4 protein-coding genes and 2 pseudogenes are annotated in these 17,955 nt (G+C 60.9%); 3 read left to right on the top strand and 3 right to left on the bottom strand.

The genetic code is table 11. From position 1 onward, the window contains the following. Positions 1–30 precede the first annotated feature (30 nt). Both F8N21_RS16140 and F8N21_RS16145 read left to right on the top strand, forming a co-directional pair. Positions 31–1,482, top strand: coding sequence for an ATP-binding protein (locus F8N21_RS16140; RefSeq protein ID WP_150643064.1), 1,452 nt, complete (start codon positions 31–33; stop codon positions 1,480–1,482). Then, positions 1,427–1,582, top strand: a pseudogene (locus tag F8N21_RS16145) (gfo/Idh/MocA family oxidoreductase); the annotation flags it as partial. The gene F8N21_RS16140 and the pseudogene F8N21_RS16145, both read left to right, overlap by 56 nt. A 259-nt stretch (positions 1,583–1,841) precedes the next feature. Here F8N21_RS16145 and F8N21_RS16150 read toward each other — a convergent pair. Genes F8N21_RS16150 through F8N21_RS16160 form a run of 3 tightly spaced genes read right to left on the bottom strand, consistent with a single transcriptional unit; the run spans position 1,842 to position 6,255 of the window. Beyond that, positions 1,842–3,170: a TolC family outer membrane protein gene (locus F8N21_RS16150; RefSeq protein ID WP_150643065.1), complete on the bottom strand. Its 1,329-nt coding sequence runs from the start codon at positions 3,168–3,170 to the stop codon at positions 1,842–1,844. A gap of 1 nt (position 3,171) precedes the next feature. Continuing rightward, a complete protein-coding gene (locus F8N21_RS16155; RefSeq protein ID WP_150643066.1) occupies positions 3,172–4,512 on the bottom strand; it encodes an HlyD family type I secretion periplasmic adaptor subunit in 1,341 nt (446 codons plus the stop codon). A gap of 6 nt (positions 4,513–4,518) precedes the next feature. After that, complete coding sequence (locus F8N21_RS16160; RefSeq protein ID WP_150643067.1) at positions 4,519–6,255, bottom strand: type I secretion system permease/ATPase; 1,737 nt, start codon at positions 6,253–6,255, stop codon at positions 4,519–4,521. 756 nt (positions 6,256–7,011) lie between these two features. On the opposite strand from F8N21_RS16160, the pseudogene F8N21_RS16165 reads away from it, so the two are divergent. Next, positions 7,012–17,834 (top strand): annotated as a pseudogene (locus F8N21_RS16165) (peroxidase family protein). Positions 17,835–17,955: the final 121 nt, after the last annotated feature.

Consider the following 17,955-nt stretch of genomic DNA (forward strand, 5'->3'; position numbering starts at 1 on the left):
GCATTCAGACAAGCATCCAGGAAGTCCCTCATGCAGATGCTGACGTTCAAGAAAATACCCGCCCAGGGTCAGTTCAACCTGCTGCACTGGTTCTCCCTGGCCAGCCTGTTCATCATCGCCGTCGTCGCCATGGTGCTGGGTTATACCTCTACACGTCTGGTGGTCCGGGAGAGCGTCGAGCGCGACGGGCTGCTGATGGCGCAATTCATCCGGGCGATCGGCACAGCGGAAATGCGCCACTCCGGCTTGCCGCCAGCCCTGACCATGGGCGCTATTCTCGATATCCGCGAGGCCAACGCCCAGCCGGGTTATGACCGCGATCACATTCTCGCGGCCCGGGGAGAGTTCCTCGACCATATCGAAAGTTTGCCGGACTTGTTGATGGCCAATATCTATGCCCGGGATCGAACGATCATCTGGTCGACCAACCCGGCGTTGATCGGTGTCCGGATCAAGGGCGACGAAGATCTCGACCAGTCATTCACAGACAAAGTGCAGGTCTCGTCCGAATACCACCAGGCCGATGAGGACCGTGAGGAGCAGAAATTTCTCCGCGAACCGAAGTACCTGTTTATCGAAAACTATATCCCGATGTTCGATGCCGCCGATGACCAGGTCCTGGCCATGGTCGAGATCTACAAGGAGCCTGAGGATCTGGTGTTGCGTATCCAGCGCGGTTTCATGCTGATCTGGGTGGCGACCGTCCTCGGCGGCGGCCTGATCTATTTCGGGTTGTTCTGGATCGTGCGAAGGGCGGCGCAGATGTTGCAGTTCCAACAAAAGCAACTGATCACCAGTGAAACCTTTGTAGCCTTGGGCGAGATGTCCTCGGCCGTGGCCCACAGCCTGCGCAATCCACTGGCGACCATTCGATCCAGTGCCGAACTGGCCCAGGAAATCGCCAGCGCGCCGGCGCAGAAGAATATTTCCGACATCATCAGCCAGGTCGATCGCATGTCGCGCTGGGTTCGCGAACTGCTGGTCTCGCTGCAGCCCTTGAACACCGACAGCGAGGCCGTCGACCTGGGCCCGGCCATTCAGGAGGCGGTGCAGGCGTTCGACCAGCAAATCAAGCGCGCCAATGTCCGGGTCCATCTCTCTATCGCACCGGTACCCCCGGTCATCAGCCAGCACATGCACCTGATCCAGATCTTCAATAGCCTGTTCGCCAATGCTCTGGAAGCCATGGCCGGCGGCGGGGTACTGACGATCGAAGTCGAGCCGGCGGTGGATGGGCGGGTGCGAGTGACCCTGACGGATACGGGCAAAGGCATGACCCGGCAACACGAGCGCATGGCGTTCAAACCGTTTTTCACCACCAAGCAAGGTGGCCTCGGGGTTGGCCTGATGCTGGTCAAATGTGTCATGGAGCGATTCAACGGCTCGGTCAGCCTGACGAGCCGGGAACAGGAAGGAACCCGGATAAGCCTGGTTTTCAACGTGGCGGGTGGGGAGCACGGGACACAGCATACGGTTGGTTGATGCCTTGTCGATTGCAACCCATCTGCTGGCGCTGCCGCTGTTTGTTGAGTCTGCCGAACTGCGAGTCCCCGGCAACTGCCAGTCGCCTATCGCCGCGACTGGTTGCCGACAGCTTTTTCGTCGGCAGTCGGGCGTTGGTTGCGCCGTTCTACGATTAGCGTCCGCTCAGAAACGCAGAGGGGGGCAGCAGGTAGAGAGCCCGGATATGACTTCCCTGGTCTCGTGCCGAGTTCCATCTTGAGTGTGCGGGTTGTCGGTGATAAGTGCGAAGCGGCGCATCCTCGAAGGTGGCCGAAGGCAACGCTGTTGCGTGCCTGGGTTTTGCCGACCACCTTGTAAAAGTGCCGCGCAGGTAAAAGTCAGTTGGTGACCAACAGTTCCGGGCCGAGGTAGTTGTTGATCTGGTCGATATCGTCGTCGCCCAGACTGCCCACCGAAGAGGCCAGGCGCAGGCGCGACATCAAATAGCGCAACTTGGCCTCGAACAGATCGTGGCGCGCAACGAAGAGCAGCTCTTCGGCATTGAGGACGTCCGAGTTGGTGTTGGTGCCCCCCTCTTTGAAGCCCTTGCGTGTCGAAGTCAGTGAGCGTTCGTTGGACTCTACTGCCTTCTCCAGCGCGTGAATACGTTTGGCGCCGCTCTGTACGCCGCTATACTCACGGGTGGTTCCGGAGATGACTTCCTGTCGCGTGGCGTCGAGTTCGTCCTGGGCCTTTTCGCTATTGGCACTGGCCTGGCGTGTCAGCGCGCTGACGCCGCCACCGTTGAACAGCGGGAAATTTACTTCCAGACCGATTGAGCCGTAACGGTTGCGTTGATTCAACTCGGAGATTGATTGGCTCTCGCCCGCGGTGTATCCGGCAACGAAATCCAGTGTTGGCCAGTGGCCGGCCTTGGCGCGCTTCACTTCTTCTGCGGCGAGGTCGCTGCTATAACGGCGCGCATGGATCAGCGGGCTATCGGCCTGGGCTTTGACCAGCCAGTCCTGCAGGTTGCTCGGTAGCAGCAGTGGTGTATCGAAGCTCGGACGCAAGGTGGTCAGCGATTCGGGGGTTTCACCGATATATTCCTCAAGCTTGCGGCGCGCGTTGACCAGGTTGTCCTGCGCTTCGATCAGCTCGGCCTCGGCGAGGTCGCGGCGAGCGACCGACTCGTCGATGTCGGTGACGGTGCCGGCCCCCAGCTCCATGCGCCGTTTCGCCGAGGCGAGTTGCTCATCGAAGGCGCTCAGCTTGGACTTGGCCAGGACGATGGTTTCGCTGGCCAGGAGCACGTCGAAATAGCTTTCGGCCAGGCGCACCGCGGCGTCCTGACTCTTGGCATCGAACACCGCGACACTGTAGTCGGCACGCTGCTTGCCTTGGCGGTACTCGGCCATCTTCTGTTTGTTGAACAGCGGCTGGCGCAGGCGCACGTTAGCGCCCTTGGAGGTGTAGTCGAGATCTCTTTCGACGCCGCTCTGGCGTTGGGTGCCATTGACCTTGTTGTCGTAGGCCGAGGCATTGATCTGCGGTAGCAGGCCGGCCCTGCCGATGGCGCGGTTTTCCCCGCCGGCCTCTTTTTCATGCACTGCGGCGCGGTAGATAGGGCCTTGGTACTGCAACAGATCCCAGGCTTGTTTGAGGTCCATGGCGTTGGCCGGCAGTGACAGCCCTAGCAGGCAGAATAACAGGCAATGACGGTCCATTTCATTGTTCCTTGAAGGAGCTGTCGACACGGTCGAGCATCGGTTTGAGTAGATAGCTCATCATGTTGCGCTCGCCGGTCTTGATGGTGACGCTGGCGGGCATGCCGGGGCGAATGTGATTGATGCCAAGCAGGCTCATGCCATCGGGCGTGACTTCCACCTGAGCCAGATAGAACGGTTCCTTGCTTTCCTCGTCGAGCAGGCGGTCGGCGGAGATGGTCTTCACGCGGCCGGGGATGTTTGGCGTCTGGGCATGGTTGAAGGCCGGGAAGGCAATGTCCACGGCCAGGCCGGGGACCATCTTGTCGATGGCCTGCACGGGAATCATCGCGTCGACCTGCAGCGGTTCGTTGACCGGAACGATTTCCATGATCTTGAAGCCGGGCTGAATTATCCCGCCGACGGTGGCAATGCTCAGGGACTGGACCATGCCATCGATCGGCGATCGAATCACCGTGTGGGACACTTCATAGTCCAGCGCGCGCAAGCGGTCGGCCAGGGTGGTGTTTTCCTTGGCAGTGTCGGTCAGCTGCGATTCGACTTCCTTCAGGTAATCGTGCTGGCGCTGCAGGATGCGCAGCTTGATTTCGGTGGTCTGGCTACGCACGCGAGCGATGTTATTGAGGTTCTCGGCCTGGCCGGCGGAGAGGTCGGCATTGCTGCGTTCCAGCTCAAGCAGACGGTTGCGCGGGACATAGCCTTCGGCCGCCAGCGCGCGGGTGCCTTTCAGTTCCTGGCTGAGGAAGTTGATCTGCGAGGCGCGGGCGCCATAGACCTGCTGCAGCCCCTTGAGCTGCACCGCTGACGCCGCGAGGTTTTCCTGCAGGATGCTGATTTCGCCAGCGAGGCCGGCACGCCGGGTGTCCAGCAGGCGTTGTTGCAGATCCATGGCGGCCACCAGGCGGTAGTCATTCCCGAAGCGCTTGAGCAATTCGGGATCGTAGTTCACCACATCGCGGCCGTCACGTTCCGCTTCCAGGCGGTTTTCCACAGTCTTGCTGACGATGTACTGGGCGCTGACTGCACCCTGTTCGGCAGCGGCACGCAGCGAGTCGAGGCGGACCACCTCCTGACCCTTTTTCACTGTATCGCCTTCGCGAACAAGAATGGCCTCCACGGTACCGCCGCTCAGATGCTGCACGGCTTTGCGATTGCTGGTGACTTTTACCGTGCCTGTCGCTACCACGCCGGCATCCAGCGGCGCCAGCCAGGACCACAGGAGGAAGCCGCCGAAGCCGGCGAGCATCAGCAACATGCCCCAGCGCACGGGTTTACCGACGTCCAGATCCACCTCGTTCCTGGGGTCGGCGAGAATCATGTCGGTGTGTTGGCTCATTTGCATGATCGGTTACTCCCGTGCTTTGACGGAGGCCAGCGGAGTTGACGCGCCTGCAGGCATCACACTGGCCTTGCGCAGCGCTGCGAATACTTCGTCGCGAGTGCCGAGCATCTGCACGCCGCCGTCTCGCAGCATCAGCACCTTATCGACGGCGCAGAGCACATTGGGACGGTGGGAAATCAGAATGACGGTGGCACCTCGATTTTTGAGTTGAGCCAGCGCATCGACCAAGGCCTTTTCACCGACGTCGTCGAGGTTGGCGTTCGGCTCGTCCAGCACAATCAGATTGGGTTCTCCATACAGCGCGCGGGCCAAGGCGATGCGTTGCTTCTGGCCTCCGGAAAGCGGGCTGCCATCGGTGCCCAGACGGGTCTCATAACCCTGCGCAAGACGCAGAATCATCTCGTGCACCCCAGTAGTCCTGGCGGCGCGGATGACCGCGTCGCTGTCCACTTCGCCAAAGCGCGCAATGTTGTCGGCGATGGTGCCCTCGAACAGCTCCACGTCCTGCGGCAGGTAACCGAGCCAGGGGCCAAGTTCGCCCTTGTTCCAGGTGAATATGTCCGCGCCGTCCAGGCGCACCTTGCCGGCCTGTGCCGGCCAGACGCCGACCAACAGGCGGGCGAGGGTGGATTTGCCCGAGGCGGATGGACCGATAATGCCAAGGCTTTCGCCGGGGGCAAGGTTGAAGCTCACCCCGCGCAGAATCGTGTTGGCGGTGCCGGGGGCACCGGCATACACATTTTCCACCGCCAGCATGCCCAGCGGCCGCTGCAGTGACATGCTCGGTGGCCGGCGCGGATAGTCGTTCAGCATCTCGTTCAACCGGCCCCAAGCCGAACGGCAGCCAAGCAGCTGCTTCCACGACGCGATGACCTGTTCCACCGGGCCCAGCGCGCGGCCGGTGAGGATTGAGCAAGCAATCATCATCCCGGGGGTGATCTTGCCTTCGATCGCCAGCAGCGCGCCGGCGCCGAGGATCAGCGACTGCAAAGTGATACGCACGAAGCGCCCGGTGCTGCTGATCAGGGCGGCACGGTCGGAGGCCAGGGTCTGCATTTCCAGAATGCGCAAATGGCTTTGGTACCAGCGCTTGCCGATCGACGGCAGCATGCCCATGGCCTCGATGACCTCGGCGTTGCGCAGGTTGTTGTTGGCGTAGCTGGCGGAGGAGAGGGCGGCCTGATTGGCTTCGGCCAGCGGCTTCTGCGTCGCCTTCTCGGTGAGATAAGCCAGGCCCACCAGAATCAGCGAGCCGATCAGCGTGATCAGTCCGAGCAGCGGGTGGATCAGATAGGCGACCAGCAGGTAGATCGGCGTCCATGGCGCATCAAAGAAAGCGAACAGGCCATTGCCGGTGAGGAACTGACGAACCTGCGCGAGATCTTGCAGGGCCTGGGCCGGATTACCTCCGGCGCGGCTCAGGTTGCGCTCGAACGCCGCGGTGAAGATGCGTCGGTTGAGGTCCATGTCGAGGCAGTTGCCGACCCGGATCAGCACGCGGGTGCGGACCATTTCCAGCGTGGCCATCAGCAAGAACAGACCCATCACCAGAAAGGTCAACATCGTCAGTGTCGTGACGTTGCGACTGACCAGGGCCCGATCATAGACCTGCAGCATGTACACGGCGGGCGTCAACATCATGACGTTGATCACGCCGCTGAACCCTGCCAGCGAGTAAAAACTGCGGCGCAGACGAAAGAGCGCGTCGGCCAGTTCGGAGCGGGTGCTCGACTGCTTATGCATTTTGGTCATCCCTTACCGAAAAGCCGGTTGCCCTTCCGGCGCAACAGCTAACAGTAGATGTAGTTGGCTAACAGTGACTGTAGTTCCGTAGGCAGCTAGTCGACACGCAGGCTGTAGCTCTATCGGCGAGTCTTGCGAAAATCTCTGCGCTGCTCCCGCATGCAGCAGAGTAGGTCGCGTTTGTCTCTCTGGCGCTACAGTTTGAAATAACATTTCGCGCTATAGCAGCGCTTAAAACTACCTATATGTCTTTTAAGAAATAGCTGGTTGCCCCGTCAAATACCTGTCGCCTGTTATCGTGGCGTAATATTGACAGTTTTGCCCGGCTAAATACCGGTCGTCCGTTATTGCGGCGTAATATTGACAGTTTTTTATTATGGAACTTTAGTCTGGTTGGGGGATCGCCCGCCTGAAGCCTGCCATCGCTTTGGCAACGCAAGGTGCGGTGATTTTTCTGAGGGAGCAGAACATGTCGATCATTTCGTTTCTTTGCAGAGTGAAGGGGCTATTTAGCAAGTTCGCCTTTACTTGCAGTTTCCATGGCCCACCCAAGGCTCGGATTCGCTCTGCCTAATCGCCCGGCGAGCAATTCATTCCGCGAATTCCAGGCGCGCATCCCGGGTAACGGCTTTGCCTTTCCAGCGCCAGCTCTCGCCAGAAAACTGAACCAACAAACTGCGCAAGCCAGCACCTAACTGGGCGTGGGAGGATTTTATCGTCCCGTGCTCTCCCCAGACAGATCGAGGACAACACAAAATGGCCAATTTCAACAAGTCGGACCTGGAATTCATCCTCAGGCAAATCTTCATCGCAGAAGCGCATGCCGACGGTGCCAGCCTCAGTGATTTGCTACCCAACAGTCAGGTGCCATTCGGCCTGCGCACCGTCGATGGCAGCTACAACAACCTGGTCGCCGGGCAAACCGAGTTTGGCGCCGCGGACAATTCCTTCCTGCGCCTGCTTGATGCCCAGTATCGAGCGGCCTATGCCGCGTCAGGGACGGTGGTCGACCCGCAGCCACGGATTATCAGTAACCTGATTGTCGACCAGACCGCCAACAACCCGGCCGCAGTAGCGGCGAACGGCGGTGCAGACCCGGTGATCAGCCCCGGTCTGGATGGCGTGTTCGGCACGGAAGACGACAAGGAAGTGTTCTTCATCCCCAACGTGTCGCCGGACGTCGGTCTGACCGCCGGCTTCAACTCGTGGATGACCTTCTTTGGCCAGTTCTTCGACCACGGCCTCGACCTGGTCACCAAGAGCAGTACCGACTTCGTGTTTATTCCGCTGCAGCCGGACGATCCGTTGTACGTGCCGGGCAGCCCGACCAACTTCATGGTGCTGTCACGTGCAGTGCATACGCCCGGCGCGGACGGAATACTCGGCACTGCCGATGATGGCCAGCCCAACACCACCTCGCCGTTCGTGGACCAAAGCCAGACTTACAGCTCGCACCCCTCGCATCAGGTGTTCCTGCGCGAGTATGTCCTCAACGCGGCAGGTGACCCTGTTGCAACGGGGCGCTTGATTACCAACCGCGATCTCGGCGGCGATGGCAAGTTCGGCACTGCCGATGACGGCGACGGCACAAATGGCGGCATGGCGACCTGGGCAGTGGTCAAGGCCCAGGCCCGTGACATTCTCGGCATCAACCTGACCGACGCCGATGTGCACAACGTGCCGCTGCTGGCAACCGATGCGTATGGCAACTTCATCCGGGGCCCGAGCGGTATGCCGCAGGTGGTGATGCGCATCAGTAACGGCGCTGACGATATCGCCGGGACAGCTGATGACGTCACGCAACTGGTCGAAGGCAACCGGGATGCTCCGATCAGTCTGGCCAGCGCCGTGAGCGCCGGGCATGGCTTCCTCGACGACATCGCCCACAATGCCGCGCCGGTAGTTGTTGGCGGGGTTCTGCAGGCGGATGCTGACGCCGATATCGGCAATGCGCAGCCGGTTGGCGCGGGCGGCAACAACCTGACCTACGACAACGAACTGCTCGACGCTCACTACATTGCCGGCGACGGCCGGGTGAACGAGAACATTGGCCTGACCACGGTGCACCATGTGTTCCACTCCGAACACAACCGCCTGGTCCAGCAAACCAAGGACACCCTCCTTGCCGCTGGCGATCTGGCCTTCCTCAATGAGTGGCTGGTGGACGACGTGACCGCGATTCCAACTACACCCGCCGAAATCGCGGCGTTGGTGTGGGACGGCGAGCGCCTGTTCCAGGCCGCCAAGTTCGGCACCGAGATGCAGTACCAGCACCTGGTGTTCGAGGAGTTCGCGCGGACCATTCAGCCGCAGATCGACGAATTCCTTGCACCCAACGGGTATGACACCTCGATCAACCCGGCAATCCTCGCCGAGTTCGCCCACGTGGTGTACCGCTTCGGTCACTCGATGTTGACCGAGACCGTCGATCGCTTTGACCCCGAATTCAATCCGCTCCTCACTGACCCGAACAACCCGGACTCGCAAATGGGTTTGATCGCGGCCTTCCTCAACCCGCTGGCGTTTGTCGGCAGCGGGGCGACTGCGGACGAAGCGGCAGGGGCGATCATTCGCGGTGTGACCCGCCAACTCGGCAACGAGATCGACGAGTTCGTCACCGAAGCGTTGCGCAACAATCTGCTCGGTCTGCCGCTCGATTTGCCGGCGCTGAACCTGGCGCGTGGTCGTGACACTGGCATCCCCACGTTGAATGAAGCGCGCCGTGAGATGTACGCATCAACCGGCGACAGCCAACTCAAGCCGTACATCAGTTGGGCTGACTTTGCGGACCACCTCAAGCACCCCGAGTCGTTGGTCAACTTCATCGCTGCCTATGGCACGCATGACACGATTACGGCGGCGACCACACTGGCAGACAAACGCGCTGCAGCCTTGGCGCTGGTATTCGGCGGTGCGGGTTCACCGGCTGACCGCCTGGACTTCCTCAACAGCACCGATGCCTATGCCAACGTAACGCTGGCCGGCAAGGATGGGCTGATGGGTACTGCCGACGACGTGACGGGTGTGACGATTACAGGCCTCGACGACATCGACTTCTGGGTCGGTGGCCTCGCCGAGCAGAAAATGCCGTTCGGCGGCATGCTCGGCTCGACGTTCAACTTCGTGTTTGAAACCCAGATGGAGGCGTTGCAGAACGGCGACCGCTTCTACTACCTGTCGCGTACCGCGGGCCTGAACTTCGGCACCGAGTTGGAGAACAACTCCTTTGCCAAGTTGATGATGCTCAACACCGATGTCACCCACCTGTCGAACACCGTGTTCCTGACGCCGACGTTCACCCTCGAAGTGAATCAGGCCAATCAGTTCACTAACCTTGGCTTGGACGGCAAAGACGATCCTACGGGCGGCATCATGATCAACGGCGTGGAAATCGTGCCGCTGGTGATCCGCGACAACCCCGACACCCCTGGTCTGGACAGTAATTATCTGCAGTACACCGGTGAAGACCATGTCGTCCTGGGCGGTACCGCCGGTAATGACATCATCATCTCTGGTGACGGCGATGACACCCTTTACGGCGACGGCGGTAACGATCGCCTCGAAGGCGGCGCCGGGAACGATGCGGTACTGGGTGGCGCGGGCGATGACATCATCACCGACTCGTTTGGCGACAACCGTCTGGAAGGCAATGCCGGTAACGATGTGATCGTGGCCGGTAGCATGGGGGTTGCAGGCAACCTGATCCTGGGTGGCGATGGCCAGGACTTCATCGTCACCACCGAAGACATCACCACCACCTTCGGCGGTCAGGGTGACGATTTCATCCTCGGCGCCAAGACCAACCTGCCAGCTACTGGCAACGAAGGTGATGACTGGATCGAGAAGGGCACTCAGGACGGTGCGCCTGGCGACAACTTCTCGGCGTTGCTCAATGACGATGTGATCGGCAACGATATCTTTGTCGGCGGTGGTGGCTTCGACGAAATGATCGGCGAGGGTGGCGATGACATCTTTGTCGGTAGCGATGCCCAGGACAATATGGACGGCATGTCCGGTTTCGACTGGGTAACCCATAAAAATGACAGGGTCGGCGTGACCGTTGACCTGACCATGGCCGAGCTGGCGCAGCCACACGGCAATGCGCCAAACCAGAACGCCGGGGTGTTCAATCCGGTCGGCGCCTCGCCGGCCTCGATTCTCGACCGTTTTGCCGAGGTCGAAGGCTTGTCCGGTTCGAAATTCGCCGATGTGCTCATGGGCGATAATGTTGATGCGGACACTATCCTCAACCACGGTGGTACCACGGGCAGTGCGCTGACCAATGTGGCGTTGATCCGCGGACTGGAGCAGTTTCTGGCCGATGCCGGTTTGCCGACCACCGGCTTTGCCACGGGCAACATCATCCTCGGTGGCAATGGCAGTGACCTGATCGAGGGTCGCGGTGGCGATGATCTGATCGATGGCGACAAATGGCTCAACGTCAGGATTGCGGTCTATGACGTCGGTGACGTCAATCATACCGGCCCCGAGATCGCCACCTTCGACAGCATGGTCGATATGATCCCGTTCATGCTCGACGGCACCTATAACCCGGGGCAGCTCAAGGCCGTGCGGGAAATCCTGCCCGGCACTTCGACAGGCGGGGAGGCTTTTGACACCGCCATTTTCTCCGGGCTTCAGTCCGAGTATGTGGTGACGCGTGATACCCGCGGCACGGCCAATGTGGCGGACGATGTCTGGACGGTGACCGATACCGAAGTGGGTCGCGACGGCACCGATACCTTGCTGCATATCGAACGCCTGCAGTTCGCCGATACCCAGCGAGTGCTGGTGACGGGGCTGAACGCACAACCGGTGGGCAGGCCGACCGTCGCGGATGGAAACGGCGGCGAGATAACTGTGGGCGATACACTGACCGTGAGCATGGCCGGTGTGCGCGATGCCAACAACGTCGCGGTGGGTAACCTGCAGGGTTTTGCCAACAACGCCTCGGTGTCCTACTATTGGCAGTTCGAAGCCGACCCCGGCACCGGCGTGTTCGAAGACATCATCCTGCTGCCTGCGGGTGACCTGGCATTCCAAAGTGCCGACGGCACCACGTTCAAGGTCTCCCCGGATCTTGCCGGGCTGGCACTGCGGGTCAAGGCGATCTACCAGGATGGTCATGGCACGACTGAAGTGCTGTTCTCGCAGCCGACTGCCGTGGTGGAACCCGGCGAGCCGGTTGTGCCGACGGCGCCGACACCTGTAGTCGATGCCACTGCGGGTGGCGAGGGCCTTCACATGGTCCGCTCCGACCTCAACTTCATTCTTGATCAGATCAAGATTGCCGAGGCTGATGCGGCCGGTCAGGACATCCTCTCGCTGATCCCGAATATCCGCGCGCCGTTGGGCCTGCGTGCGGTCGATGGCTCGAACAATAACCTGATGAACCTCAACGGCATTAACAACACCGAGTTTGGTGCCGCGGATAACACCTTCCCGCGCTTGACCGATCCGGTCTTCAATCCGGCGCAAGGTGCTCCTGCCGGGTTCTTTGGCCCCGGCTCGCCGGCCATCCCGGGATCGTCGTACCAGCAGACCAGCGGCTCAGTGTTTGACTCGCAGCCGCGCACGATCAGTAATCTGATCGTCGACCAGACGTCGAACAACCCGGCGGCCTATGCCACGGCTTACGACGTGGGCGCGGACGGCGTGCTCAACTTCGGCACGTTGGATAACGACGACGTGCTCAAGGATGGCGTACGGATAGTCGCCAGCCCCGGCATGGATGGTCAGTTCGGTACTGACGACGACCACGATGTGTACCTGTTCGAGAACACCACGGCGGATGCGGGGTTGTCCGCGCCGTTCAACGCCTGGATGACCTTCTTCGGGCAGTTCTTCGATCACGGTCTGGACCTGGTGACCAAAGGCGGTTCGGGCACCATCTTCATCCCGCTGCAACCGGATGATCCGCTGTATGTGCCAGGCGGCAGCGCCAACTTCATGGTGCTGACCCGCGCGACCAACCTGCCAGGGGCGGATGGTGTTCTCGGCACGGCCGACGACATCCATGAGCACACCAACACCACCTCGCCGTTCGTGGACCAAAACCAGACCTACAGCTCGCACCCGTCGCACCAGGTGTTCCTGCGCGGTTATGAGCTGACCGACAACGGCCCCATCGCGACCGGCAGACTGATCACTAACCGTGACCTGGGGGAGGATGGCAAGTTTGGTACCGCAGACGACAGCGAAATCGGTGGCATGGCAACCTGGAAGGTGGTCAAGGCGCAGGCCAACGACATCCTGGGTATTCACCTTACCGATGCCGACGTCGGTAACGCCCCGTTGTTGGCGACTGACGCCTACGGCAATTTCATCAAGGGGCCAAACGGCTTCCCGATGGTCGTGATGAAGGGGGCTGATGGTCTTGGTGGCACGGCTGATGACATCCTTGTCGAAGGCAATCCGCTTTCCCCCATTAGCCTGACCAATGCTGTGCGCACCGGTCACCAGTTCCTCGTCGACATTAACAACAATGCAGCGCCGGTGTTCAGCGGTGGCGTGCTCGTGCCTGACGCGGATGACGACATTGGCAACGCAGTGCCGTTCAATCCGCAGACCGGGGCCAACCTGGCCTACGACAACGAACTGTTGGATGCGCACTACATCGCTGGCGACGGCCGGGTCAACGAGAACATCGGCCTGACCGCGGTGCATGCAATCTTCCACGCCGAGCACAATCGGCTGGTTGCGCAGACCAAGGACACTGTGCTCGATTCGGGTGACGTGGCCTTCCTCAACGAGTGGCTGCTCAATCCGGTGAACGCGTTGCCAGCCAACCAGGCTGAGATCGATGCGCTGGTGTGGAATGGCGAGCGCTTGTTCCAGGCTGCCAAGTTCGGCACCGAGATGCAGTATCAGCACTTGGTGTTCGAGGAGTTTGCGCGGACCATCCAGCCCAGGGTCGACCTGTTCTTCGCACCGACCCAAGTCTATGACGTCGACCTCGATGCCTCGATCGTCGCCGAGTTCGCCCACACCGTGTACCGGTTTGGCCACTCGATGTTGACCGAGACCGTCGATCGCTACGACGTCAATTTCAACGTGGTTGGCGATCCGAACAGCGCTGATCCCGATCAGCAACTTGGCTTGATCGCAGCGTTCCTCAACCCGTTGGCGTACGCCGCCAGTGGCGTGACGCCAGAGGATGCGACGAGTGCGATCATACGTGGGGTGACTCGGCAAGCCGGTAACGAAATCGACGAGTTCGTCACCGAAGCGCTGCGCAATAACCTGCTCGGTCTGCCGCTCGACCTGCCGGCGATCAACATCGCCCGTGGCCGCGACGTGGGGATTCCCTCGCTCAATGCGATCCGCCGCGACATCTACAGCCAAACCGGTGATACCCAACTCAAGCCGTACAGCAGCTGGGTCGACCTGGTGCAGCACCTGAAACATCCGGAGTCGTTGATCAACTTCATCGCGGCCTATGGCACGCATGAAACGATCACGGAGGCGACCACGCTGGAAGGCAAACGCGCTGCAGCCATGGCGCTGGTATTTGGTGGTGTTGATGCGCCGGATGACCGCCTGGACTTCCTCAACGGCAGCAATGCCTGGGCCAACGTAACGCGGGCCGGCAAGGATGGGGTGCTGGGGACTGCCGACGATCTGAAGGGCGTGACGATCACGGGCGTCGATGCCATCGATCTCTGGATCGGCGGCCTGGCCGAAGAGAAAACTCCGTTCGGCGGCATGCTCGGCTCGACCTTCAACTTCGTGTTCGAGAACCAGCTGGAAAAACTGCAGGACGGTGACCGCTTCTACTACCTGGAGCGTACCGCTGGCCTGTCGATGAACGCCGAACTGGAAAGCAACTCGTTCGCCAAGCTGATCATGGCCAACACCTCGGCCACGCACTTGCCGGGGCTGGTGTTCTCGGACCCAGGGTTCTATCTGGAAGTCGACCCAAGCAAGCAGTACAACGATGGTCTGGGCAACGCCGATCCGCTTGGCGAGAACGGCGAGCAGGTGGTGTTCCGCGACAACCCGCTGACCGCGGGGCCGGACACCAACTACATCCGGTACTCGGGTGAAGAGCACATCGTGCTGGGCGGTACCAACGGCGCAGACATCCTCGTTTCGAGTGAAGGTGATGACACGGTCTGGGGCGATGGTGGCAATGATCGCATCGAAGGTGGTGACGGCAACGACCAACTGCGCGGTGGCGCCGGCGACGACATCATCACCGACCGCGGTGGCGACGATAACATCCAGGGTGGCGACGGCAACGATGTGCTGCACGGTGGCAACGGCGTCAACCTGATCATTGGCGGGTTCGGTAATGACTTCATCGTGACCGGTGAGGACGCTTCCGAGGCCATTGGTGGCCAGGGCAACGACTTCATCCTGGGCAGCAAAGCCAACGAACAGGACATGGGTAACGAAGGCGACGACTGGATCGAGAAGGGCACTTCGGACGGTGCACCTGGCGACAACTTCGACCCGGCTGGCAATGACCCGGTGATCGGCCACGATGTGTTCATCGGCGGTAACGAGAACGATAAGTTCAACGGCGAAGGCGGCGACGACATCATGGTCGGCAGTCTCGGCCTGGGTGACCGCTATATCGGCGGCTCCGGCTATGACTGGGCGACCTTCAAGGGGCTCGCCCAGGGCGTGTCCATCGACTTCACCGACCGCTTTTTCGATGTTCCGCCGGTGCCGGGTTCGGGTGCTTCGGCGCTGGTACGTTTCGACATCATGGAAGGTCTGTCGGGTTCATCGCACGGTGACTTCCTGCGCGGTGATAACGAAGATGCCACATCGCTGCCCACTGCGGGTGCAACCGGCAGTGTGCTGACCAACATCAACCTGATCGACGGCCTGGCGGATTTGCTGCCAGCCGGAGCGACGTTCTTCGATGGTGGCAACATCATCCTCGGCGGTAGCGGTAGCGATCTGATCGAAGGTCGCGGTGGTGACGACATCATCGATGGTGACAAGTGGCTGAACGTACGCATCAGCGTACGGGAAAACGTTGATGGCACTGGCGCGGAAATCGCCACGTTCGACAGCATGGAGCCGCTGGTGCCGTTTATGCTGAACGGTACTTACAACCCGGGCCAGTTGGTCATTGTGCGGGAGATTCTGACCGGCAATGACAGCTTCGACACTGCGTTGTTCTCCGGTACTTTGGGGGAATACGGCATCGAGATCGATGGCGACACTGTCATTGTGACCGACTCGGTGGCGGGGCGTGATGGTGTCGATCGCTTGACGGGTATCGAGCGTCTGCAGTTCGCTGACGGGGCGCAGTCGTCCGGAGTGGGCACCGCGCAAAACAACGACCCCTCGGGTCATCTGGCAATCCTCGATGCTGCCACCGGTGTGCGTGACGAAACGCCTGTCGCCGGCCAGTTGCTGCGCGTCAGTGATCGGGCGGTACACGACGCGGACAGCCAAAGCGTGACCAATCCGACCGGCGCGGTGACCGGTGGGGTGGCTTACTACTGGCAGGTCGAAAACATTGCCGGCTCGGGCATCTATGAAGACATCACCTTCCTCGCCGCTGGCGAGGCATCGCGGGCGATCGGCACCACTTACCGGGTGGCGGACGATGTGGCGGGTCTGAACATCCGCGTCCGTGCGGTGTATCAGGATGCCAAGGGCACGCTGGAGATCGTCGAGTCGTCGGGGAACAGCGAATCGACTGAAGGGCCGACCGTAACCGGGCTTGCAGTGCAGAACCAGGTGTTGACCGCTGACCCGGCGAGCATCATCGACGTTGATGGCCTCAGCAATCCGCAGTTCACCTACCAATGGCAGACGAGTAACGGGCTTGCCTTCGTCAACATCGCCGGAGCTACCGGTAGCACGCTCGCGCTTGGCCAGGCCCAGGTCGGCCTGGAAGTGTGCGTGGTGGTCGGTTACGTGGATGACTTCGGTGTGGCTGGAAGCGCTTCGTCCAACATCCTGGGGCCAGTGGCCAACGTCAACGATGCACCGACAGGCGCGTTGCTGATCAGCGATACGACACCGGATCAAGGGCAGGTGCTGACCGCGCTGACGGGGGGGATTGCCGATCCGGATGGGCTGGGCACATTCAGCTTCCAGTGGCAGCAAGGTGTCGGCGCGTCCTTCACCGACATCAACGGCGCGACTGCTGCGACCTTTACCCCTGGTGCGGCGCAGGTCAATCTGCAACTGCGGGTAAACGTGCGCTACACCGATGGCTTCGGCACGCTGGAGTCGGTGACCTCTGCGGCGACGGTGGCGGTTGCGGCACTGGGCGTGGTGCTGCAGGGCAACGCTTTGGCGAACACCCTCACCGGCACCACGGGTAACGATGTGCTGCTTGGTCTGGGCGGGAACGATACGCTGAATGGCCTGGCCGGTATCGACCAGTTGTTTGGCGGCACTGGCAACGACATCCTCAACGGCGGGGACGGTAACGACGTCCTCAATGGCGAGGACGGCAACGACAGCCTCAACGGCGGGCTCGGCGCGGATGCCATGAACGGCGGTGCCGGCAACGACACGTTTGTCGTCGACAACGTGGTGACCTTGTCACCGAGGCGCTGGGTGGTGGTACCGATCTGGTGCAAACCAGCCTGACGAACTACCTGCTCGGTGCCAACGTCGAGAACCTGACCTATACGGGAGCCGGTAACTTCACCGGGACCGGTAACGCGCAGGCCAACACCATCACCGGCGGGGTGGGTAACGACCTCCTCAATGGCGGTGCCGGTGCTGACCGGTTGGTGGGGGGAGCCGGCAACGATACCTACGTCGTCGATGCAACCGCAGACGTGGTGGTCGAGGTGGCGGGAGGCGGTACGGACACCGTGCAGACTTCGCTGGCCAGCTACACGCTGGGCGGTAATGTCGAGAATCTGACCTACACCGGAGTCGGCAACTTCGTCGGCAACGGCAACGGGTTGAACAACGTCATCACCGCCGGGGTGGGTAATGACACCCTCAATGGTGGCGGCGGCAACGACATCCTCACCGGCAACGGCGGCAACGACACACTGAATGGCGGCGCCGGTAACGACCAACTGTTCGGTGGTATTGGCACGGATACCCTGAGCGGCGGCACTGGCGATGACAGCCTCGACGGCGGTGACGGGGCGGATGCATTGGATGGTGGAACAGGCAACGACACGCTGCTCGGCGGACTGGGTAATGACAGCCTGAATGGCGGCACCGGCATCGATCTGCTCCAGGGCAACGATGGCAACGACACGCTGCTGGGTGGTGACGCCAGCGACACATTGTTGGGTGGTATCGGCAATGACTTTATCGATGGCGGTACTGGCAACGATACGGTCACTGGCGGTGCCGGCAACGACATGATGGTTGCCAGCAGTGGCAACGATATCTTCATGTTCGCAGCGGGCTTCGGGACCGATCAGATCATCGGCTTCGATGCCAACGCGGCGGGAGGCCAGGACCGGCTCGATATCTCCGCGTTCAGCATCACTGCTGCGACCTTTGCCGGCAGCGTCACCATCGCCGATCTCGGTGCGGATATCCTGGTCAGCTTCGCAGGAGCTGACTCCATCCGCCTGGTCGGTGTGGCCGATGCGACAACCGTCACTGCCACAGACTTCATTCTCGCCACTTGAGGTCCTGATCAGTACTGTCGCAGACGCGTGGAAAGCGGAGGGGAGGGCATGGATGCCCTCCCTTTTTTTTAAAAAAACCTGGCCGTTTGTCAAGCTGAAAATGGGTGAGCCACCCTGGCAG

Source organism: Pseudomonas fluorescens, from assembly GCF_902497895.1.
Classification (GTDB): domain Bacteria; phylum Pseudomonadota; class Gammaproteobacteria; order Pseudomonadales; family Pseudomonadaceae; genus Aquipseudomonas; species Aquipseudomonas fluorescens_BP.